This window comes from Arthrobacter sp. NPDC058127, from assembly GCF_042884555.1.
Lineage (GTDB): Bacteria > Actinomycetota > Actinomycetes > Actinomycetales > Micrococcaceae > Arthrobacter.
Genome location: NZ_JBHVTT010000024.1, coordinates 57,608 through 76,537, shown reverse-complemented (window position 1 = coordinate 76,537; position 18,930 = coordinate 57,608). Strand labels below are relative to the sequence as shown.

Genomic DNA, 18,930 nt, shown 5'->3' with positions numbered 1-18,930 from the left:
CACCGGCCCCCGCCACACACGCCGGGATCAACCTCCCGCAGACCAAAACACCCCAAAAACCAGCCCAGTGACTCCACACAGCTTGACAACTTTCGGCTCGCTCATATCTCTAGCCGAGCGCGACGGCAAGGATGCCGAGCACGACGGCGAGTAGCGGCGTCGTGCCCTGAAGAACGGCGGGTCGGAGGTACTTCTTGCCGCTCAAGGCAAGCACGATTGCCGCCAGCAGCATCGAGCCGCACGAGCTGAAGACGAGGGTCCAGCCCACCTGCGGGTGACCGATCATGACAAAAACAATCCCGGCGAGCGCCCCGATGGCGAGGAAGAGGTTGTAGAAGCCCTGGTTGTAGGCGAGGGGTTTGGTGGTTTCGGCGTCGGACTGGGAAGCGACACTGAAGCGCTTCCACGTCGCCGGATGGGTCCACGTGATGGACTCCATGCTGAAGATGTAGACGTGCAACAAGCCGGCAATGAGGGCAAAAAGCAGGGAGGCCAGGATCATGTGCTGATCCTAGCCTCCCTGTGTTGCTTGGGTTCGCTTCCCGCGCGGTCGCCCCGCGAGCCCTGCCTAGCGGCTGAGCATGTCCAGCGTTGCTCCCGCGAACGTCGAGGCGGAGGAACTCCAGTGCCCCAGCAGGCCCTGGAGGTTCTCGCCGTCGGCCCGGTGCGCGGTGGTCTCGGCCTCGAGCGTGGCGAGGATGCCAGTGCGCAGCTCGGTGTTGAAGTTCACCTTGCCCACGCGCATGGATGTGGCTTTGACCAGGTCCGCAGCAGGGATGCCCGACGCGCCGTGGAGTACGAGCGGAAGCTCAGTCCGCGATGCGATGTCCTCCAGCACGTCCCAGTGCAGCTTGGGCTCTCCGGTGTAACGGCCATGGGCATTCCCCACGGCCACGGCCAGGAGCTGGGCACCAGTGCGATAAACGAATTCCAACACCTGTTCGGGATCGGTCAGGCCCGCGGGATGGGGGCTGGTGTCAACGCCGAAAGCCTTGTCTTCATCGCCCGCCAGCCCACCGAGTTCCGCTTCAATCACGATGTGGGAAGCACCGGCGCCGACCAAAACCTCATGTACGGAGCAGACCAGGGCGATGTTCTCCTCGAACGGGAGGGAAGAACCATCGGCCAGGACGGCGTCGGCACCAGCAGCCACGGAGTCACGGATGACCTCCAGGTCCGAGGCGTGGTCCAGCTGGACCGAGACCGGAACGCTGGCGTCGTCGGCCAAGGCGCGCAGCGCCGTGATCAGCCGCAAGCCGCTAGGAGTGCCGGCTGTCTTGGGTGCGACCAGCAGGATGACGCCTCGGCCGGATTCCTCGGATGCAGCCACCACGGCGAGGGCGGTGGTGAAGTCGTAGCATGTGAAGGCCGGGACAGCTGCCCCTCGCTCCAGCGCGGAGCCTACAAGATCGTCAAGGCGTACACGCATCAGTGGGCCAGGCCTCCCACCAGGATCCAGGCGACATAGCTGAGCAGGAAGCCGGCGACGCCCAGGATGGTGGTGAGCACGGTCCAGGTCTTGAGCCCGTCGGAGACCGTGAGGCCGTAGTAGCGCACCACCACCCAGAACCCGGCGTCGGTCACGTGGGACAGGCCCAAGCCGCCGAAGCCGATGGCGATCACGATCACGGCGATCTGCGCCGGGGTGTAGCCGCCGTGCGCCACGGCAGCCGAGAGGAGGCCCGTGGTGGTGACGATGGCAACCGTGGCCGAACCCTGTGCAGCACGCAATGCCAGGGAGATGATGAAGCCGAGCAGGATGATCGGTACGCCCAGGGAGTCCAGCGTCTGGGACAAGGCCGCGCCGATGCCGGAGACCTGCAGGACGCCGCCGAACACGCCGCCGGCAGCAACCACCATGAGGATCGAGGCGATGGGAGGCAGCGCGCCTTCGAAGATTTCGCCGGTTTCCTTGAGTGACCACTGGCGGCGGACCGCCAGCAGGAAGAACGCGAGCGCAACGGCCACCAGCAGGGCGAAGAACGGGTTGCCCACGAAAGACGCGACGCCGTACCAGTAGTCCTTCTTGTTGATCAGGAGGGTACCGGCTGTGCCGAGCAGGATCTGGACGATCGGGGCGGCGATGAGGAACATGATCAGGCCCGGACGCGGCGGAGCGACTGCGCTGGCACCGGGACCGTCGTGGCCGACGCGCACCAAGGAATCGGAGCCGAATTCTTCGATCTGGTCGCGGACGCCCGGGAGCAGTTCGTAGTCCTTGCGGTTCATGATGCTGGCAACCCAGTAGGACAGGAAACCGAGCGGCACGCAGATGATGAGCGAAATCATCGCGATGAGTCCGATGTCGGCACCCATCACGCCTGCCCCGGCAACGATGCCCGGGTGGGGAGGAACGGCGACATGGATCGAGAGCATGATGCCGGCCATGGGAAGGCCGAACTTGATGGGGTGCAGCTTGGCGATCTTCGCGAAGGCGTAGACGATCGGCACCAGGACGATGATGCCTACTTCGAAGAACACCGGAATGGCAACGAGGAAGCCGACGGCGGTCAGTGCCACGGCGACGCGCTTGGCACCGAGCTTCTCGGTGAAGTGGTTGGCCAGCGATTGCACGCCGCCGGACACCTCGATCATGCGGCCCAACACGGCGCCGAGGGCAATCAGCAATGCGACTTTGCCCATGGTTCCGCCCACGCCGTTGGCCACGACGGTGAATACGTCCGCCAAGGGGATCTGCGCGGCAACGGCCACCAGGATGCTCACGGCCAGCAATGCCACGAAGGCCTGGATCTTGAAGCGGATGATCATGAGCAACAGCAGCGCGACGCCCGCAACTGCAATGGTCAGCAGCAGCGGGGTCCCAAGGGCTACGGACGGTTTGATGGCGGGGGCATCAGCTGCCCGGACCGCCAAGGAATTGATGAGGGGAATCATCAGGGGTGTCTCCTTTGACAGAGCCGGCCTGGACTCGAGGCCGGCGAGAGGGGCGACGACGCCGGAGGGGGGACCGCCGTCGTCGCACGTTTCTTTGGGGTGCTTTGCTAGACAGTGCGCCTGGTGGGCGCGACAACCTTGATGACGGCGGAGTCGTCGGCGGCGGCGAGGCCTTGGGCCTGGCCGAGAAGGTAGAGCTGTTCGGCAGCGGCGGCAACAGGTGCTGCCAGGCCGGCGGCGCGGGTCGCCTTGCCGACTATGCCCATGTCCTTCACGAAAATGTCCAGGCGGCTGAGGACCTCGGCGCCATCCTCGGTGTAAGCCTCGAGGATGCGTGGGCCGCGGTTGGACAGCATGAACGAGCCAGCGGCACCTGCTTCCAGGGCCGCGAGGGTCTTCGCCTGGTCCAGTCCGAGGGCGTCGGCGAGCGCCATGGCCTCGGCGGCAGCGGCGATGTGCACGCCGCACAACAGCTGGTTGACGGTCTTGAGGGCCTGGCCGTCGCCGGGCTTGTCGCCAACAACGGTGAGCGTGGAGGCCAGCAGTTCGAGCGCGGGGCGGGCCTTTTCCTGGGCCGCCGGCGTCGCGCCAACCACGATCAGGAGGTCGCCTTCCCCGGCACGCTTGGGGCCGCCGGAGAGCGGCGCGTCCACGAGTTCGACGCCGTATTCGGCCAGGCGGGCCACGGTAGCCGGAATGGCTTCGGTACCGACAGTGCTGCCGAGAATCACGACGGCGCCCGGCTTCAGTACCGCGGCAACGCCGTGCTCGCCGAAGAGGACGTCATCGAGCTGTTCGCCGTTGCGCACGGCAAGGAGCAAGGCGTCGGCGCCTTCGGAGGCTTCGCGCGCCGAAGCGAAGGTGCGGATCCCGGCGTCGGCGGCGAGCTTCAGGCGCGGCTCGGCGATGTCGAAGCCATGGACGGTGAGCTGGGTCGCCAGACGGGTGGCCATCGGCAGGCCCATGGCGCCCAGGCCGAGGACGGCGACGGTGTAGTTGCTGGTCATGGTGTTCTCCATTGAATGCGGGGGTTGCGTTAGGAAGAGGGTCGGCTAGAAGGTGTTGCTGAGCTTGCGCGTGACTTGCGCGAGGGATTCGTCGTCGCCCACGTTGCCGGCGAAAACGATGTACGGGATGCCCTTCGCGGGCCCGTCCACCGGCTCCCACAGCGAGACGATGCCGGGCAGCATGGGGCCGCGGACTATCGCGTGGCGGATTTCCAGGCCGTGCGCGGCCACGTCCGAGGACGTGATGCCGCCCTTCGCGATGACGAAGCGCGGCGGAAAGGTCTTGAGCGTCCGGTTAACAACCGCGACGACGGCGGCAGAAACAGTGCGGGCAATCTTCAGGCTCGCCGCGGCGTCGTCCGTCTTGATGAGCAGGCGGCTCGTGTGGACGACGACGTCGCCCTGGTGGAGGGCGTCGACGACGGCGGCTACCGTTTCGTCCAGGTAGGCCTCCGCGCCGCTTACGAGAAGTTTCTCGACGTCGATCTCGATGATCCGAGCGGCGCTGTGCTGGGCCGTCAGGGCATTGAGCTGGCGCGTGGTGACGCCTACGTGCGAGCCAACAACGATGAGGCCACCGGCTGTGGAGGGAGTGTTGCCTTCGTAGGCTTCCTCGCCGCTGAGCGCCTCACGGATTTCCTGGCCGATGCGGCCGCGGACGAAGGGCGGACCCACACGGTAGAGCAGCTTCTTGCCGCGGCGTTCGGCCTCTTCCAGGCCGAGGGCGAGTGCGCGGAAGTCGTTCTCGGTGACGATGTCCGCGACGATCGGTGTGGAGTTCGTGGCGGGTTCGATCGCGTCGGCGATGGCCTTGGCGGAAAGCTCGGGATCTCCGGCGGATCCGTTCGCAGCAGCCGCACCGGCGCGGATGATGTTCAGGTCGAGGACTATCACATCGCTGGCCGGGAAGCGGCCCTGCGACTTCTCCTCCACATATTTGGCCATCTCGGAATTGGCGAAGCCGAAGCTCGCATCCTTGGCGAACTCGGTCTCGGCAACCGGGGTGAGCTTGCCAGCGTCGTTCCCGGTGCCGCGCATGTAGTGCACGCCGCCAATGGTGACCCGCCCGGCGTCGGGGAAGGCGGGAACCATCACGACGCCGTCGGTCGCTTCGCCGGTCACGTCAGCGACAGTGGCGGCAATGACGTCCGGTTCCAGCGGGTAGTGGCCGCGGAGGGTGGAGTCGGAGCGGCTGACGAATCCCAGGCGTAGCTTGGAGCCGGCAGCATCGTCGCCCGCGGCGGCGAGCGCGTTCCGCACGATTTCCTCGTTGCGGGCAGCGGCCTCAACCGGGTCCAGGCTGCGCGTGTTGGTCAGCACGTAGACGGCAGGCTGAGAATGGCTTTCCGCGATGTGGGCGAACGCCCACGTGAAATCGGCGACCTCCCAGCGGGTGAGGACCGGCAGGTTGGCGACCGACTGGGTGCCGGTGGGGTCGTCGTCGAGGACTACCAGGATGCGGGGCGAGGTTGCGGAAGACGCTGCTACGGCGTCGGCAACCAGCTGAGCGGGGATCTGGACTTCAGCCGGGAAGGCAGCCAGGACATCGGCTTCAAGGGTCACTGTGCACTCCATCGTGGTTTTGAAGGTAAATGTAAGATGTCAGACATCTAATATTTGAATGCTAGTGTGACACACCCGCTTTCGGCTGTGCAAGTGTCAGTCGTCACTATGCTTGGCGCATGCTTCAAGAGCCTCCCGCCGTCGCGGCATTACACGTGGACATGCGCCTCCCGGCGGCCGCCGTTAAGGCGGACTTTCCGTCCCAACCTCCCGTTCTGTTGCTGCACGGCTGGGCGTCGACGTCCGCCTATTGGGAGCCACTCGCCACCGAGTTGCTCGACGCCGGACGAACCGTCTGGATCGTCGATTTGCCCGGATATCACCGCGGGGACATGTTGCCTCCGGGCTTCCGGTGGACTCTGGAATCAGCTGCCGATTCCGTCGCTGCCGTTGCTGCCAGGAACGCGGCACCGGTCCACATTGCGGGCCATTCGATGGGCGGAAGCGTGGCGCTGACACTGGCCGCGCGGCACCCGGGGCTCGTGGCCAGCGTGGCCTTGATCGGCATGGTTCCGGCCCCGCCGAACGAAGGCTTCAAATCGATGCTCGAATCCCAGCTGCGGCAAGGCTTCATTGACGACGCGACGCGCGCCAAGTGCATGAAGGCCTGGTTCGGGGCGTTGTCGCCGGAGGACAATCGCTTGCTGAGCCGAGGATTTGAGCTGCCTTTCGAGGTCCTTGGCCCCAGCGGCCTCGCGGCGATGGCCGGAGTGGCTGCCGATGTCCCCGAAAAGGTGACCGCACCGACGCTGGTGATTGCCGGCGTCGGGGACCGATTACGTTCGCTGGACCAGGCGGAAGCCTTCGTGGCAGCCAGCCCGCTGCGCAGGCTCGTGGCGATCCCCGACGCCGGGCACAGTGTCCATTGGGAGCAGCCGCAGGATTGCGCCCGGGCGCTCGGCGCGTTTTGGAACGAAAGCCCGCAACCGCCAGCGTAAGATGTCAGACATCTAGGAACGGAGCACCATGGCACGCAAGTCGCTGGTCGGCGTCGTCGCTGACGAGCTGCTGGACCGCATCGTCGCGGGCGAATTTCCGCCGGGCACAGTGGTTCCCGGCGAACTCGAGCTGAGCGCCATGCATGAAGTCAGCCGCATGACGGTCCGCGAGGCCATGAAGACCCTCGAGGCCCAGCGAATCCTGAGCGTGGAGCGCGGCCGGGGGACGTTCGTCAACCCCCTGAACCGCTGGGCTTCCCTCGAAGCTGTGCTGCGTGCGGCTTCGGAAGGAAAGAACGACGCCGCAGCGGCCGTCCAGCTCATCGAGTTGCGCCGCATGCTCGAGACCGGAGCCTGCGAACTCGCTGCCTCACGGGTCTCCCCCGAAGAAATCGACCAGCTGCAGGTTCACGTGTCCGCCATGCAGAAGGCGCACGATTCCAACGATGTGAGCGCGTTCGTCGAGGCGGACTTAGGCTTCCACGATGTCATCCTCCACGCCTCCGGCAACGTCTTCGTCGCTGTGCTCTTCGAACCCCTGCACCGCGTCTTGGAAACCCGGCGCACCCAGACCTCGCAAATCCCCGATATCCAGCGGCACGCGATCGGACATCACCGGGCCATCCTCAAAGCCCTCGAAGCCGGCGACGCCCCCCGGGCCCGCGAGGCCATGGACGCGCACATGCAGCAGACCCTCGACGATCTCAGGACATACGTCCTGGAGGCCTAGGCAGGCCCGGCTCCCCCGCCCCCGACTTCCAGGACGCCCGCTCACATATCAACGGTCGTGGGCGGACCCTCGCTCACATATCAACGGCTGTGAGCGAACGCCCGCTCACATATATCGACCGATCCCAGCAATATCCTGCGGTGTCGTCCTGCAGCACCCTCCAATAAGCCGAGCGCCAAGTTCTTGCCAGATGCCGGCTCCTTCCGCAATGCTTGCAGGTTGCTTGCCATCAGCACCGCCCACGGCCGGGCCGGGCGTCCAGGTCTTGGTTAGAGCGTCATAGCTTTCGCCGGAATTCGGATACGCGATCAACGGGATTGAGGTGACTTTGCGTAGGGCTCGAAGCGACGGAGAGACCAGTTCCAGAGGCACGCAATTTACGCCGATCGCGACGACGCGCGGCTGCGTTGCACAGAGCCTTGCGACGTCGGCCAGCGTTGTGCCGTCGCTGATGTGCTCCCCGTCCCGTAGCGTGAAGGAGAACCATGCTTCGACGTTGAACTCTTCTACGAGTGCCAACAGTGCCTTCGCCTCCGAAACCGAAGGCAACGTCTCACATGCCAGCAGGTCCACTCCCGCCTCCACCAGCGCCGCGATCCGGGGCCTGTGGAATTCCATGAACTCGATCCGGCTGAGGGTGTAGTCCCCGCGGTATTCCGAACCGTCAGCGAGGTAGGCGCCATAAGGGCCTACTGATCCGGCAATCAGCAGGGGTCCCGCTTCCGGGTTTTCAGCCAAGTATTCGCGCCTCGCATCGTCGGCCAGGCGTACGCTCAATGCCACCAATTCCAAGGCTTCCACTTCGCAAACGCCGCGCTGTCTGAAGCCTCGCGGCGTGGCCTGATAGCTCGCCGTGATTGCAACTTTGGCGCCCGCACCGAAATAGTCGCGGTGCACTTGCTTGATCAGCTGCGGTTGTTCCAAAAGCACCTTGGCCGACCAAAGTGGGTCCTCCAGATTGCAGCCCCGCGCCTCGAGCTCAGTGGCGAGTGCGCCGTCCAGCGTCAGCTTCGAGCCGACGTCGAGCATGCGGGACAGCGTGATCTTACTGGGCATCGTTCGGGGCTCCAAGCAGTTGATCTTCATTCGTGCCCATATGGGGACGAGATGGTCCAGCGTGACCACCCTTTCACTATATTGGTCATTATGAGCATTTGAAAATGCTTGTAATGATCAGGCCTGTTATGCCACCATGGCAGTCAAGCAATCTGCGCCAAGCGCAGGGAAGAGGACCCCTTGAAGATAGAAATGAAATCAGTGCGCAAGCTGCGCGTACATTGGCCTATCGCGTCCGAGACTTTCGCTGGGCTCGCTGAGGGCGAGGCCGGTGCGTTCCGGAATGACCACGGCATTACGGCACTGCTTCAGGCCTTGGCGGACTCCCCGGAGTTGGGGGACTTTGGAAACTACAGGCACGTTTTCGAGTCTGGCGTGGGATTCGAAGGATTCACCGTGGCTGAAGGCGCCAACCCCACCTTGGGGCAAGTGGGCCAGCGGACCATTTCGCCGACCTTTGTCTTCACGACGTACTTCGACGCCGCCCTGGACGACGAGCGGGTGGATCGGTTCATGCGTCACCTTGTGGAGATCCACCCTTGGGAAGTCCCTGTCATAGAGCTATCCGGCGTCGTGAGCGTCTCATCCACCGCACTGGCAGAGGCCCGCGAGAGCGGGGTCGCATCATGACCGACAACGCCACGACGGATTTTTGGGACGGGCTCCAGCCCCTCATAGCGGGCAGGACGTTCGCCGACTTGACGCATGCATTCCACCCAGGCCAACCGCACTTCCCCGCTTTCCCCGACGAGATCAGGGAAGCCGTGTTCGATCTGGAGAATGGCGACGGATTCACCGCGCACCGCTATTCGATCATCGGGCAATGGGGAACACACGTTGATCCCCCCTCACATTTCATCCGCGGCGGCCGGTCTTTGGATCAGATCCCGGTAGGGGACATGATCCTTCCGCTGGTCATCCTGGATATTTCAGAACGGGTCAAGGCTGATCCCGATGCCACCCCCACGGTGGCGGACATCCACGCATGGGAAAGCCGAAACGGCACTGTCCCGACGGGTAGCTTTGTGGCACTGCGGACAGGCTGGAGCCGACGTTGGCCCGATGCCGACGCCATGGCGAACAGGGACGACGAAGGCATCAGTCACAGTCCGGGCTGGTCGCAGGAGGCCCTCACCTTCCTGATTGAACGACGGTCGATTGCGGCTGTAGGTCATGAACAGACAGACACGGACCCGGGGCTGGCCACTTCCCGCAAGGACTTTAGCCTGGAGACATACGTGCTGGGACAGAACCGTTGGCAGATCGAGCTATTGGCGAACCTGGATGGTCTTCCGGAAAAGGGTGCCGCCCTGGTTGCGACGTGGCCAAAACCCCTTGAGGGAAGCGGCTTTCCCGCCCGGGTGTTTGCTATCCACTGAGTCACGCCCGTCCGGTGGCTAGAATCAGATCCATGCCTAAGACATCCAGCATGGGACGGGGAATCATGGCTGTCCTTGCAGTCGGCTCCCGCAACGCCGAAGGCCTCCCCGGCGGCACAGTCGCCGATATTGCAGCCGACCTAGGCAAGGATCGCAGCCAGGTCTCGCGGAGCCTGCGAGTCGCGGAACAAGAAGGGTTCCTGGAACGCGCCGAGAGGCGGTCCTACAACCTGAACTGGTCACTCTTTACCGACGCCCAGCTTTTGACCGAACAACGGCTGCAGACGGACGGGATCACCGCCCTGGAGGGTCTTGCCGGCGAAACGAACGAAGGATGCTTCCTCGGAGTGCTGAGCGGTGACAGCACGGTGACGGTCGGTGAGCGTATTCCGGCAAGCAGCAACATGGTCGGTTCGTGGTTGGGCCGGCCTTACCCGGCCTACTGCAGCGACGCCGGCCAGGCATTGCTGTGGGAGGCGTCCGACGCCGAGGTCCGAACCGTTTTCGCGTCCTCTGCATTTGTTCGCCACGGCCCCAATACTCCAGTCGATGTCGAGGACTTCTTGACGCGGCTGCATGAGGCTAGGGGGCGGGGGTATTCCATCGTGGATGAGGAAGCAGAACCAGGCTTGTATTCCCTAGCCGTCCCTGTACGGGATTTCAAACGCGAAGTGGTGGCTGCCCTCCAAGTCGTGGGTCCTAAGACACGGCTGGCAGCGCGGCGGGAACTCTGCGCCTCGGCTCTCGTGTCGTGGGGAAAGTGGCTCGAATCGACGATGGGTCAGGGACTGCCGCAGGCGCTGGCCTAGCTCGCAAGGCCCCTTCCCCCCGTATTGTCCCGAGTACTGCGACCGCATGATCCGAGCCGCGCGGCGGCTTCCGTGAGAACCTTGGCGATCTTCCCGCCCCTGGGCTCGATCTGGGGCCGGTTGCCCAGAACACTAAGTGAAGCAAGAATCGTTCCTTCCGGGTCACGGACAGGAACGGCCAATTCGTAGACGCCATGTTCGAATTCTTCGGCCGCCACTATGAAGCCCCGGTTCCGGTCCCTGTCCATCAGCTCGCAGACCTCTTCGGTCGAGTGGGCGGCGCCCGGACCGCCGACACCGATGAAGTTGGCGTCCTTGAGGAGATCCTGAATCGCGGCCTGCTCGTGATCCCACAAGAGTGCCCGGCCTGATCCCGTGCACCATGTCGGCGTCACCATTCCAGGTTTGACGAAGCTGCCAGGGAGCGCGTCATTGCTAGATGCGCGCAGGAGAATTACCCGGAAGCCCTCGCGGACAGAAACCCTGGATCGGAGGCCAAGCGTGGCCACCAGCGCCTCCAACTCGGTTCTTGATTGGCGAACCCAGCCAGTATTAAGCGACGCCGCGAGGCCGAAAAATTGCGGGCCTGTCCGGAACGGACCGCGTTCGACCCTTTCGAGAAGTCCCAGATCACACAATTCCTGGGTCAGCCGGGATACGCGGCTTTGCTCCATGTCCAGCTCGGAGGCGAGCTGGGAGACGCCGAGGAGCCGCCGGCCCCACTTCTCCCGGTCCGCGACCAAGCGCACAATACGAAGTCCTTGCGCCATGGACGACGCTTCCGAGGAAGAATCCATTGTCAATGCTCCTTCCGAGCTTCATCAGGCCCTATTCTCACACGTCCCCGTTGACCGGAACGCGGCTTCCTCCTGCCCACGCGGTGTAGAGATCGGCGAGGATTGCCGAGTTCGCCGTCTCTATCTCCTCAACGGTGATTTCTTCGGCTCCTTGCTTTCCGAACAGCACAACTTCGTCGCCCGGAGAGGCGTCAGCGATGTCGGTTACGTCAACAACCATGGAATTCATCGAAACAAGGTCGACGATGGCGACACGCCGGCCACGGACGAGCACATGGCCTCCACGGGCCAGCGCGCGGCGGTAGCCGTCGCCGTATCCTGCGGTCACCGCTGCCAACTTTGAGTCCCGGTCCAGCGTGTGGGCGAGGCCATACCCGACTTTGGTGCGGGCAGGATAGCTATTGACAGAGGCGATCCGGGCTTTGAAGGTCAGGCACCGTTGGAAGCGGCCCACCGTCGCATCAGAATCGCCATAGAGAACGGCCCCCGCGCGGACCATGTCCAGCCAGGAGCCGGTAACGTGCAGCGCAGCATAGGAATTGGCGCAATGGAGCAGCACTTCTTCCCGGGAAGCACCGGCGATGTCGAGCAGCGCCAGTGCCTGGGTTTGAAAGCGCAGCAGTGCCTCTTCGATATGGCGGTTGTCATTTTTGGGGAAGTGGGTCATGGTCCCGGCCAGCTGAAGCCTCGGATGGCTGACGATCCGTCGGACAGCCCTCGGCCAGGGACAGCAGTCCCCGGCCGAGAGCTGGGTGAACGATGGTCAGCGATCCAGCAAAGACGGCGCGGCCGTGCGCGCCTTGCGTCCGTACTTGAGATAGAACAAGGCGTAGCAGGCTCCTACGAAGGGGACCCCGAAGTAGAGGGCGGCTACCTGGTTCGGGTCAAACGCGATTCCGATCAACGAAATGAAGCAGAGCGAGAACGCCAGGATCGGAACTAGGGGGAACAGCGGGGCCTTGTAGGGAAGGGCCGCGACGTTGCCGCCATTCTTGACGAAAGTCCGCCTGTGGAAGAAATGTGATGCGGCGATGGACATCCACACGCCGACGACGGCGAACCCTGCGACGGACACAAGGGCCAAGTACACCGTCTCGGGCGCAACCACGCTGCTGATGAGCGATGCCAGGCCACCCACCATGCTCACGGAGAGCGCAACCATAGGGATGCCGCGCCGGGTCAGCCTTCGCAACACGCGAGGGGCATGTCCTTCGTCCGAGAGAGAGTACAGCATGCGGGCGCACGAGAAGAGACCGCTGTTGCCGGCGGAAAGGAGCGCGGTGATGATGACGAAATTCATGGCGTCGGCGGCAAACGGGATGCCGATGGAGGAAAAGACCGTCACGAACGGGCTCTGGTCCAGGCCGATCTGATCAAACGGGATGGTGGCGGCGATGACCGCGATGGCCCCGACGAAGAAGATCAGCAACCGGACGACGGTACTGCGCATGGCCTTCGGAATGCTCTTGGCAGGATCCGCGGTTTCGCCTGCCGCTACGCCGATGAGCTCGGAACCGGAGAAGGCATAGAACACTGCAAGCGCGGTGACCAGAACGCCAGTGAATCCGTTGGGGAAGAGACCCCCGGTGGTGTTGAAGTTCTCGAGGAGGAAGGGATGGTTGCCGGTCTCGCTCAATGGGTGGAAACCAAATAGTGCGGCACCCCCGAGCACGATCAGGACGATGATGGCGCCGACCTTGATGATCGCGAACCAGAACTCCGACTCTCCGAAGAACCGCGAAGAGACGGCGTTGAGGCCGAAAAGAACGGCGGCAAAGATGACACACCAGACCCACACGTCGATGTTTGGAAACCATCGCTGCATGAGGAGGCCGGCCGCTGTGAATTCCGAGCCGATGGCCACGGCCCAGCAAAGCCAGTAGAGCCACGCTGTGGTGAATCCCGTGGCTGGTCCGATCGACCGCGATGCGTAGATGTGGAAGGCTCCCGAGACTGGGTACGCGATGGCAAGTTCGCCAAGGCATGCCATTACCAGGTAGACCACGAAGGAGCCAATCAGGTAGGCGATGACCGCGCCGAGCGGTCCGGCCTGGGAGATCGTGTAGCCGGAACTCAAGAAAAGTCCGGAGCCGATCACCCCGCCCATGGCGATCATGACGAGGTGCCTGGGCCCCATGGACCGGCGTAGCCCGGATTCAGACAACGGAGGGGATGAGAGCTGTGGTTCTAGCGCGACGGGTAATGAGGATTCCATGGTGCCTCCGGGGTCGGTGGTCAGGTTGGTGGTCGAATCAGGTGCGAAGAATGCGCGTGATACCTCGGGGGTCGAGGGGTGATCCGGATTGCCGGAGGTGCGCAAGGGGATGGTGATGAAGATAACACAGCGTAGTCGAATTGGTCATTAAAAACATTTGGACATGTATATGTTGCACGCATGTTACTTGCGGACGCTGATGTCGAATCGCCATGCGGATGGTCGATTCGCCCTAGTCTTCGGCCGGAATCACATGCCATGGCTGACATGGAATCCGGTCAATATTGGAGGACCGATGTAACTGACTGAAGGAGCAGCATGACCACCTATGACATTGCCCTGATCGGCTTTGGCGGCGTCAACAGGACCCTGGCCGAACTGATCGCAACACGCAATGAGGCACTTCGTTCCGGGCTGGGCTTTGGCCTCCGGGTCGTGGCAATCACCGACCTTCGCCTCGGATCCCTGGTCCAGCCTGAGGGTATCGACCTCTCCATGGCCCTGGGCCTTGGCGGCGGGAGCGAAACCTTCGCCGAACACGGGGGATCCGCGGACACCAACAATGAGTCGGTCATCCGCTCGTGCACAGCAGACATCATCTGCGAAGCCACCTTCACAAACCCCGACGACGGCGAACCTGCGGTCTCCCATGTGCGGTGGGCCCTCGAATCGGGCAAGAGCGTCTGCACCACGAACAAAGGACCGGTTGCCCTCCGTGGGGCCGAACTGAATTCCCTGGCCGCGCATAATGGCGTCTACTTCGAATACGAAGGAGCCGTCATGAGTGGCACGCCGGTGATCCGTTTGGCGAAGAAGATGTTTTCAGGACTCCGGTTGAATGGTTTCGAAGGCATTCTCAACGGAACCAGCAATTACGTGCTCGGTCGAATGGAAGCCGGCCTGGACTTCGATGCTGCCGTCAGCGAGGCACAGGAACTCGGTTACGCCGAGGCGAACCCAGCAGCAGACATCGAGGGCTACGATGTCCAGCTCAAGGTCCTCATCCTCGCCAACGAACTGCTTGACGCGGGCATCGAACTCAAGGACGTCCGGCGGCAAGGGATCTCGACGGTCACGGCGGAAGATGTCCGAACGGCATCCCGGAACGGACGCCGCTGGAAGCTCGTCGGTTCGGCACGGCGGAATCCTGACGGGACCGTCACCGCAGGTGTAGCACCGGTCGCGGTGCCCCTTGACCACGGACTTGCCGGCGTTTCGGGCGCTACGAACGCCGTCTCCTTCGATACCGATCTACTTGGCCCGGTTACCGTATCGGGACCTGGAGCAGGTCGCGTGGAGACCGCCTACGCCTTGCTCTCAGACATCATCGCCATCCACTCAGCAAAGACAGGGGCGGCCGCACATGTCTGAGTCCACACTCTGCGCCACGGAAATGGTGCTGCCACGGTTCCGTGAAGTGACGAGCCCCTACGATGGCAGGATCGTCGGCACGGTCTCCCTGACCGACGCTTGTGCCGCCGACGCCGTGCTCGAAGTGGCCCGGGCCGGCGCGCGAAAAGCACGGGCACTGTCCCGCAACACCCGGGGGAAAATCCTCGACGCTGCTGCCACCGACATTGAACGGCGAAGCGAAGAGTTCGCCCGGACCATTGTTGCCGAGTCAGGCAAGACCATCCGCCAGGCCCGAAAGGAAGTATTGCGAGCCGTCAATACCCTTCGCCTGTCCGCGGCCGAAGCGCGCCGGAACGCCGGCGAGGTCATTCCCTTTGACTCATACGAGGGCTCGGAAGACCGGACCGGATGGTACTCGCGCGAACCGCTTGGCATCATTGCAGCGATCACGCCCTTCAACGACCCCCTCAATCTCGTGGCGCACAAGATCGGTCCGGCCATTGCCGGAGGCAACGCAGTGGTCCTCAAGCCCTCCGCCCTGACTCCCCTGTCGGCCCAACTCCTCGCGGACGCCCTCGTGGATGCTGGGCTTTCTCCTGAAGTCCTGACTGTTGTTCACGGGGATCGGGAGGTAGCCGAAGCCATCATCCGGTCCCGGGATGTGAGAATGGTGTCCTTTACCGGCGGGTTCTCCACTGGGGAAAGCATTGCCCGCGCCGCCGGCCTGAAGAAGCTTTCCATGGACCTGGGCGGAAACGCACCTGTCATCGTCCTGAGCGATGCTGACATTGACGACGCCGTGGAATCTTGCGTCTCCGGAGCGTTCTGGGCCGCTGGCCAGAACTGCGTGGGGGTGCAGCGAATCCTTGTAGCCACACCGTTGTACGCTGATTTCCGCCAGCGCTTCCTGGAAGCGACAGCCCGATTGGTATCCGGAGATCCGTCGGATGAGCGGACGGACGTCGGGCCGATGATCAGCCCCGCTGCGTTAGACGAACTCAAAGCCAAGCTCGATGAGTCCATCCATGACGGCGCTGCACTTCTCGCAGGCAACGTGACGGTAGGCAATGTGCTTGAGCCGACTGTGCTGGAAGCGGTCCCGGCGGACAGCAGGCTGTGGAGGGAAGAAGTGTTCGGGCCTGTTGTCATGCTGCATGCTTTCAATACGTTCGAAGAAGCCATTGAAGTAGCAAATGCCATCGAATTCAGCCTTCACGCCGGCATTTTCACGGACTCCCTGAGCAACGCCATGGACGCCGCGCGCCGACTCGACGCAGGCGGAGTCATGATCAATGATTCCTCGGACTATCGGTTCGACGGCATGCCGTTCGGGGGTTCCAAATACGGAAGCCTCGGCAGGGAAGGCGTCCATTTTGCTTACGAAGAGATGACCCAGCCCAAAGTCGTCTGCATCAAGAACCGCGGGATATAGAGCCGTGACCAGCCGCATAGAGACCGATTCGCTCGGGAACATTCCCGTACCCGCCAACGCCTACTGGGGAGCACACACTGCCCGGGCATTGGAAAACTTCACCATCAGCGGCATTCCGATCTCCAGGCATCCGCACTTGGTACGCTCCCTGGCAATGATCAAGAACGCCGCGGCGCAGGCCAACTGCGAACTTGGGGTGCTCTCGCCCCGGCAGGCGGCAGCAATCCGCGAATCGTGCCGGGAAATCCAGGACGGGCATCACCTCGAACAGTTCTGCGTTGACGTTATCCAAGGAGGCGCCGGCACCAGCACGAATATGAACGCGAATGAAGTGATCGCGAACCTCGGGCTGGAAAAACTAGGCCAGCGCCTCGGCGACTACCAGCACCTGCACCCCATCGACCATGTCAATCGTTGCCAATCCACCAATGACGCTTATCCAACCGCCATCAAGCTGGCCCTCATTTTCGCCATCGCGGAACTCAATCAGGAATTGGGCAAGCTTGCCGAAACCGCCAGAAACAAGGGTGCCGAATTTGCCGATGTCGTGAAGATGGGTAGGACCCAGCTTCAGGATGCCGTCCCGATGACCCTGGGGCAGGAGTTCAATGCCTTCGCCGCCACGTTGGAGGAAGATCGCTCCCGGCTCCTGGAGTCCACCGATCTGATGCGCGAATGCAGCCTGGGGGCCACCGCCATCGGCACCGGCATTACCGCCGAACCGGGTTATCAGCAACTGGTGCTGCGGGCACTCTCCGAGGTTTCCGGCGTCGACGTCCTTCCTGCCAACGATCTGGTCGAGGCGACGTCCGATGTCGGAGTTTTCATGCACGTGTCGGGCATGCTCAAACGGACCGCAATCAAGCTATCCAAGATCAGCAGTGACCTCCGGTTGCTGTCCAGCGGACCGCAGAATGGCTTTGGCGAGATCACCTTGCCTCCCCGTCAAGCGGGGTCGTCCATCATGCCCGGAAAGGTGAACCCTGTCATCCCCGAGACCATGAATCAGATCGCTTTCGCGGTTGCCGGAGCGGACACCGCAGTAACGATGGCTGCAGACAATGGCCAACTCCAACTCAATGCCTTCGAACCTGTCATCGCTCACGTCCTGCTTCAAGCCGTTTCTTGGCTCAAACAAGGAGCTCGCGTTCTCCGCACACACTGCATGGAAGGCATCGAAGCGAACACCGACCGCCTCGCCCGCCAGACGGCAGCTTCGGTGGGCCTTGCAACGGCACTGGTTCCGGCCATCGGCTACGCGGCCGCGGCGGCGGTCGCCAAGGAAGCCCTGCGGGACGGATCAGCCATTCTCGACGTCGTTACCGGCAAGAACCTCCTGGACCGTGCCACCGCTCAATCGATGCTTGAATCGGCTGCGCTTCCGGTCAGGGGCACCCGCATATCAGCGGTCTGATCGCCAACTCCTCACGCGGTCGGCACTGCACCACGCCGGATGAGACTGGAAAGCGTCATGGCCGTCACGGTATCCGTGACGCCCGGAAGTGCGGCGATCTGCTCCCAGATCTCCTGGATTCTCTCCAAAGACCGGGCTTCAAGCCTCACGAGAAGATCAAAGTCCCCGCTGACGACGTCGCACAAAACCACTTCCGGAATGGACCGCAAAACAGCGATGACATCCGAACCACGCACCCGGTCCTTCCGGTAGACCATAAGGAAAGCCGAGACGGACCCTTGCCCGGGTAGGCCAGCAACCAGCGTATATCCCTGGATGTATCCTTGCCGTTCCATCCGGTCGACGCGCTGGCGCACAGCATTCCTTGAAAGCAGGACTTTGCTCGCCAGTTCGGCATGACTAATGCGTGCGTTCTTGGTGAGCTCCGCAAGGATCCTCTGGTCTATGTGATCGAGACTCACGCGGTCCATGCCCACCCTTCAAAAAGTAAATCCCTGTGCACAACCCAAGCAGAACCCGATCCACAACCGAAAGCTCCAGAAAAGATGATACTTCCGCATCACAGCCATCCACCGTTCGGCGCCATCACCTGCGTCCTGTTCGACATGGACGGAACACTTATCGACTCTGCCCCAGGTGTTACCTCAAGTGCTGCCCGGGCTTTGGAATCCGTGGGAGCGCCGGTCCCGAGGCCGGAAGAACTACTCAGGTTTGTCGGGCCACCGATGGTCGAATCGTTCAGAGCAGTCTCCGGGACTGACGAAGCGACAGCCCAGAGAGCCCTCCAACACTATCGCAAGGCATACGCGGATCACGGCGCTGAGCAATCGAGCCTCTACGAAGGAGTCACAGAACTGCTGGAGCAACTACACTCAGCCGGTATCCCCATGGCTGTTGCCACGTCCAAAGTGGAAGATCAAGCACTACGACTCGCACGACGCTTTGGAATCGAAAGCAACTTCATCACCATATGCGGGGCATCGGACGTTGAAAGACGGGCGACCAAGGCGGAAGTCATCGGTGAAGCACTGCTCCGCCTTGCCTCCCTGGGCATCGATATCTCCAACCCGGCAATGGTCGGCGACAGAAGTTATGACGTCGCGGGAGCCGCTGAGCATGGAATTTCCACCTTTTTCGCGCTCTGGGGGTACGGGGGAAATGAGGAGGCGTTGCACGCTGCTGCCACTGCCATCTCACCCACAGTTTTGCTGCCGATGATCCTGGCCTCATCAGTGAGCGAGCGTTCCGCCGAAAGGCACCATATGTGAGCGAGCATCGGTTCCAGACCGGCCATATGTGAGCTAGCGTCGGGAGGGCCAGACCCCTAGTCCGCCGGCCCTCC

General features: G+C 62.9%; 18 protein-coding genes and 1 pseudogene. 9 read left to right on the top strand and 10 right to left on the bottom strand.

Annotated features, from left to right (window positions below; translation table 11 throughout):
- Positions 1 to 109: 109 nt before the first annotated feature.
- The 5 genes from ACFVTG_RS22395 to ACFVTG_RS22375 all read right to left on the bottom strand — a co-directional run bounded on the left by ACFVTG_RS22395 (position 110) and on the right by ACFVTG_RS22375 (position 5,465).
- Positions 110 to 502, bottom strand: coding sequence for a DUF1304 domain-containing protein (locus ACFVTG_RS22395; RefSeq protein WP_390282963.1), 393 nt, complete (start codon positions 500 to 502; stop codon positions 110 to 112).
- Between the two features lie 66 nt (positions 503 to 568).
- Positions 569 to 1,429, bottom strand: a complete 861-nt coding sequence (locus tag ACFVTG_RS22390) for a class II fructose-bisphosphate aldolase (RefSeq protein WP_390282962.1) — start codon at positions 1,427 to 1,429, stop codon at positions 569 to 571.
- Positions 1,429 to 2,895: a GntP family transporter gene (locus ACFVTG_RS22385; protein WP_390282961.1), complete on the bottom strand. Its 1,467-nt coding sequence runs from the start codon at positions 2,893 to 2,895 to the stop codon at positions 1,429 to 1,431. Before ACFVTG_RS22385 ends, ACFVTG_RS22390 begins: the two co-directional genes overlap by 1 nt.
- Positions 2,896 to 3,002: 107 nt before the next feature.
- The gene (locus ACFVTG_RS22380) at positions 3,003 to 3,902 is read right to left on the bottom strand and encodes an NAD(P)-dependent oxidoreductase (RefSeq protein ID WP_390282960.1); all 900 of its coding nucleotides are present in this window, start codon (positions 3,900 to 3,902) and stop codon (positions 3,003 to 3,005) included.
- A 45-nt stretch (positions 3,903 to 3,947) separates the two neighbouring features.
- Positions 3,948 to 5,465, bottom strand: coding sequence for a four-carbon acid sugar kinase family protein (locus ACFVTG_RS22375; RefSeq protein ID WP_390282959.1), 1,518 nt, complete (start codon positions 5,463 to 5,465; stop codon positions 3,948 to 3,950).
- Between the two features lie 119 nt (positions 5,466 to 5,584).
- Here ACFVTG_RS22375 and ACFVTG_RS22370 point away from each other — a divergent pair, with 119 nt between their 5' ends.
- Both ACFVTG_RS22370 and ACFVTG_RS22365 read left to right on the top strand, forming a co-directional pair.
- Positions 5,585 to 6,403, top strand: coding sequence for an alpha/beta fold hydrolase (locus tag ACFVTG_RS22370; protein WP_390282958.1), 819 nt, complete (start codon positions 5,585 to 5,587; stop codon positions 6,401 to 6,403).
- A 28-nt stretch (positions 6,404 to 6,431) separates the two neighbouring features.
- Positions 6,432 to 7,133, top strand: coding sequence for a FadR/GntR family transcriptional regulator (locus ACFVTG_RS22365; RefSeq protein WP_390282957.1), 702 nt, complete (start codon positions 6,432 to 6,434; stop codon positions 7,131 to 7,133).
- A gap of 105 nt (positions 7,134 to 7,238) precedes the next feature.
- On the opposite strand, the gene mmuM is transcribed toward ACFVTG_RS22365, so the two are convergent.
- A complete protein-coding gene (gene mmuM / locus ACFVTG_RS22360) occupies positions 7,239 to 8,189 on the bottom strand; it encodes a homocysteine S-methyltransferase (RefSeq protein ID WP_390282956.1) in 951 nt (316 codons plus the stop codon).
- Positions 8,190 to 8,381: 192 nt separating this feature from the next.
- Between mmuM and ACFVTG_RS22355 the strand changes: the two genes are divergently transcribed.
- Genes ACFVTG_RS22355 through ACFVTG_RS22345 form a run of 3 tightly spaced genes read left to right on the top strand, consistent with a single transcriptional unit; the run spans position 8,382 to position 10,377 of the window.
- A complete protein-coding gene (locus ACFVTG_RS22355) occupies positions 8,382 to 8,819 on the top strand; it encodes a hypothetical protein (protein WP_306972647.1) in 438 nt (145 codons plus the stop codon).
- A complete protein-coding gene (locus ACFVTG_RS22350) occupies positions 8,816 to 9,568 on the top strand; it encodes a cyclase family protein (protein ID WP_390282955.1) in 753 nt (250 codons plus the stop codon). Before ACFVTG_RS22355 ends, ACFVTG_RS22350 begins: the two co-directional genes overlap by 4 nt.
- A 32-nt stretch (positions 9,569 to 9,600) precedes the next feature.
- Positions 9,601 to 10,377: an IclR family transcriptional regulator gene (locus ACFVTG_RS22345; protein WP_390282954.1), complete on the top strand. Its 777-nt coding sequence runs from the start codon at positions 9,601 to 9,603 to the stop codon at positions 10,375 to 10,377.
- Here the strand turns inward: ACFVTG_RS22345 and ACFVTG_RS22340 are convergent.
- From ACFVTG_RS22340 to ACFVTG_RS22330, 3 genes and pseudogenes are all read right to left on the bottom strand, one after another.
- The gene (locus ACFVTG_RS22340; protein WP_390282953.1) at positions 10,374 to 11,174 is read right to left on the bottom strand and encodes an IclR family transcriptional regulator; all 801 of its coding nucleotides are present in this window, start codon (positions 11,172 to 11,174) and stop codon (positions 10,374 to 10,376) included. The genes ACFVTG_RS22345 and ACFVTG_RS22340 overlap by 4 nt on opposite strands.
- 37 nt (positions 11,175 to 11,211) lie before the next feature.
- Positions 11,212 to 11,886 (bottom strand): annotated as a pseudogene (locus ACFVTG_RS22335) (alanine racemase C-terminal domain-containing protein); the annotation flags it as partial.
- A 51-nt stretch (positions 11,887 to 11,937) separates the two neighbouring features.
- Complete coding sequence (locus tag ACFVTG_RS22330; RefSeq protein ID WP_390282952.1) at positions 11,938 to 13,389, bottom strand: amino acid permease; 1,452 nt, start codon at positions 13,387 to 13,389, stop codon at positions 11,938 to 11,940.
- Between the two features lie 318 nt (positions 13,390 to 13,707).
- Here ACFVTG_RS22330 and ACFVTG_RS22325 point away from each other — a divergent pair, with 318 nt between their 5' ends.
- From ACFVTG_RS22325 to ACFVTG_RS22315, 3 genes are read left to right on the top strand one after another with little or no spacing between them, the layout of a single operon-like run.
- Positions 13,708 to 14,760, top strand: coding sequence for a homoserine dehydrogenase (locus tag ACFVTG_RS22325; RefSeq protein ID WP_390282951.1), 1,053 nt, complete (start codon positions 13,708 to 13,710; stop codon positions 14,758 to 14,760).
- Complete coding sequence (locus tag ACFVTG_RS22320; protein WP_390282950.1) at positions 14,753 to 16,174, top strand: aldehyde dehydrogenase family protein; 1,422 nt, start codon at positions 14,753 to 14,755, stop codon at positions 16,172 to 16,174. The genes ACFVTG_RS22325 and ACFVTG_RS22320 overlap by 8 nt, the downstream gene beginning before the upstream one ends.
- Before the next feature lie 4 nt (positions 16,175 to 16,178).
- A complete protein-coding gene (locus ACFVTG_RS22315; protein ID WP_390282949.1) occupies positions 16,179 to 17,588 on the top strand; it encodes an aspartate ammonia-lyase in 1,410 nt (469 codons plus the stop codon).
- Positions 17,589 to 17,599: 11 nt separating this feature from the next.
- Here the strand turns inward: ACFVTG_RS22315 and ACFVTG_RS22310 are convergent, their stop codons facing one another.
- Positions 17,600 to 18,058 (bottom strand): Lrp/AsnC family transcriptional regulator, encoded by a 459-nt coding sequence (locus ACFVTG_RS22310; protein WP_059388371.1) that lies wholly within the window; start codon positions 18,056 to 18,058, stop codon positions 17,600 to 17,602.
- A gap of 75 nt (positions 18,059 to 18,133) precedes the next feature.
- Between ACFVTG_RS22310 and ACFVTG_RS22305 the strand changes: the two genes are divergently transcribed.
- On the top strand, positions 18,134 to 18,856 hold the full coding sequence (locus ACFVTG_RS22305; protein WP_390282948.1) for an HAD hydrolase-like protein: 723 nt from the start codon (positions 18,134 to 18,136) through the stop codon (positions 18,854 to 18,856).
- Positions 18,857 to 18,930: the final 74 nt, after the last annotated feature.

What these genes read in the sequence shown, in the direction of transcription:
- ACFVTG_RS22395 (WP_390282963.1), bottom strand. Translation starts at nt 502, where the DNA reads ATGATCCTGGCCTCCCTGCTTTTTGCCCTCATTGCCGGCTTGTTGCAC.
- ACFVTG_RS22390 (WP_390282962.1), bottom strand. Translation starts at nt 1,429, where the DNA reads ATGCGTGTACGCCTTGACGATCTTGTAGGCTCCGCGCTGGAGCGAGGG.
- ACFVTG_RS22385 (WP_390282961.1), bottom strand. Translation starts at nt 2,895, where the DNA reads ATGATTCCCCTCATCAATTCCTTGGCGGTCCGGGCAGCTGATGCCCCC.
- ACFVTG_RS22380 (WP_390282960.1), bottom strand. Translation starts at nt 3,902, where the DNA reads ATGACCAGCAACTACACCGTCGCCGTCCTCGGCCTGGGCGCCATGGGC.
- ACFVTG_RS22370 (WP_390282958.1), top strand. Translation starts at nt 5,585, where the DNA reads ATGCTTCAAGAGCCTCCCGCCGTCGCGGCATTACACGTGGACATGCGC.
- ACFVTG_RS22365 (WP_390282957.1), top strand. Translation starts at nt 6,432, where the DNA reads ATGGCACGCAAGTCGCTGGTCGGCGTCGTCGCTGACGAGCTGCTGGAC.
- mmuM (WP_390282956.1), bottom strand. Translation starts at nt 8,189, where the DNA reads ATGCCCAGTAAGATCACGCTGTCCCGCATGCTCGACGTCGGCTCGAAG.
- ACFVTG_RS22355 (WP_306972647.1), top strand. Translation starts at nt 8,382, where the DNA reads ATGAAATCAGTGCGCAAGCTGCGCGTACATTGGCCTATCGCGTCCGAG.
- ACFVTG_RS22350 (WP_390282955.1), top strand. Translation starts at nt 8,816, where the DNA reads ATGACCGACAACGCCACGACGGATTTTTGGGACGGGCTCCAGCCCCTC.
- ACFVTG_RS22345 (WP_390282954.1), top strand. Translation starts at nt 9,601, where the DNA reads ATGCCTAAGACATCCAGCATGGGACGGGGAATCATGGCTGTCCTTGCA.
- ACFVTG_RS22340 (WP_390282953.1), bottom strand. Translation starts at nt 11,174, where the DNA reads ATGGATTCTTCCTCGGAAGCGTCGTCCATGGCGCAAGGACTTCGTATT.
- ACFVTG_RS22330 (WP_390282952.1), bottom strand. Translation starts at nt 13,389, where the DNA reads ATGGAATCCTCATTACCCGTCGCGCTAGAACCACAGCTCTCATCCCCT.
- ACFVTG_RS22325 (WP_390282951.1), top strand. Translation starts at nt 13,708, where the DNA reads ATGACCACCTATGACATTGCCCTGATCGGCTTTGGCGGCGTCAACAGG.
- ACFVTG_RS22320 (WP_390282950.1), top strand. Translation starts at nt 14,753, where the DNA reads ATGTCTGAGTCCACACTCTGCGCCACGGAAATGGTGCTGCCACGGTTC.
- ACFVTG_RS22310 (WP_059388371.1), bottom strand. Translation starts at nt 18,058, where the DNA reads ATGGACCGCGTGAGTCTCGATCACATAGACCAGAGGATCCTTGCGGAG.
- ACFVTG_RS22305 (WP_390282948.1), top strand. Translation starts at nt 18,134, where the DNA reads ATGATACTTCCGCATCACAGCCATCCACCGTTCGGCGCCATCACCTGC.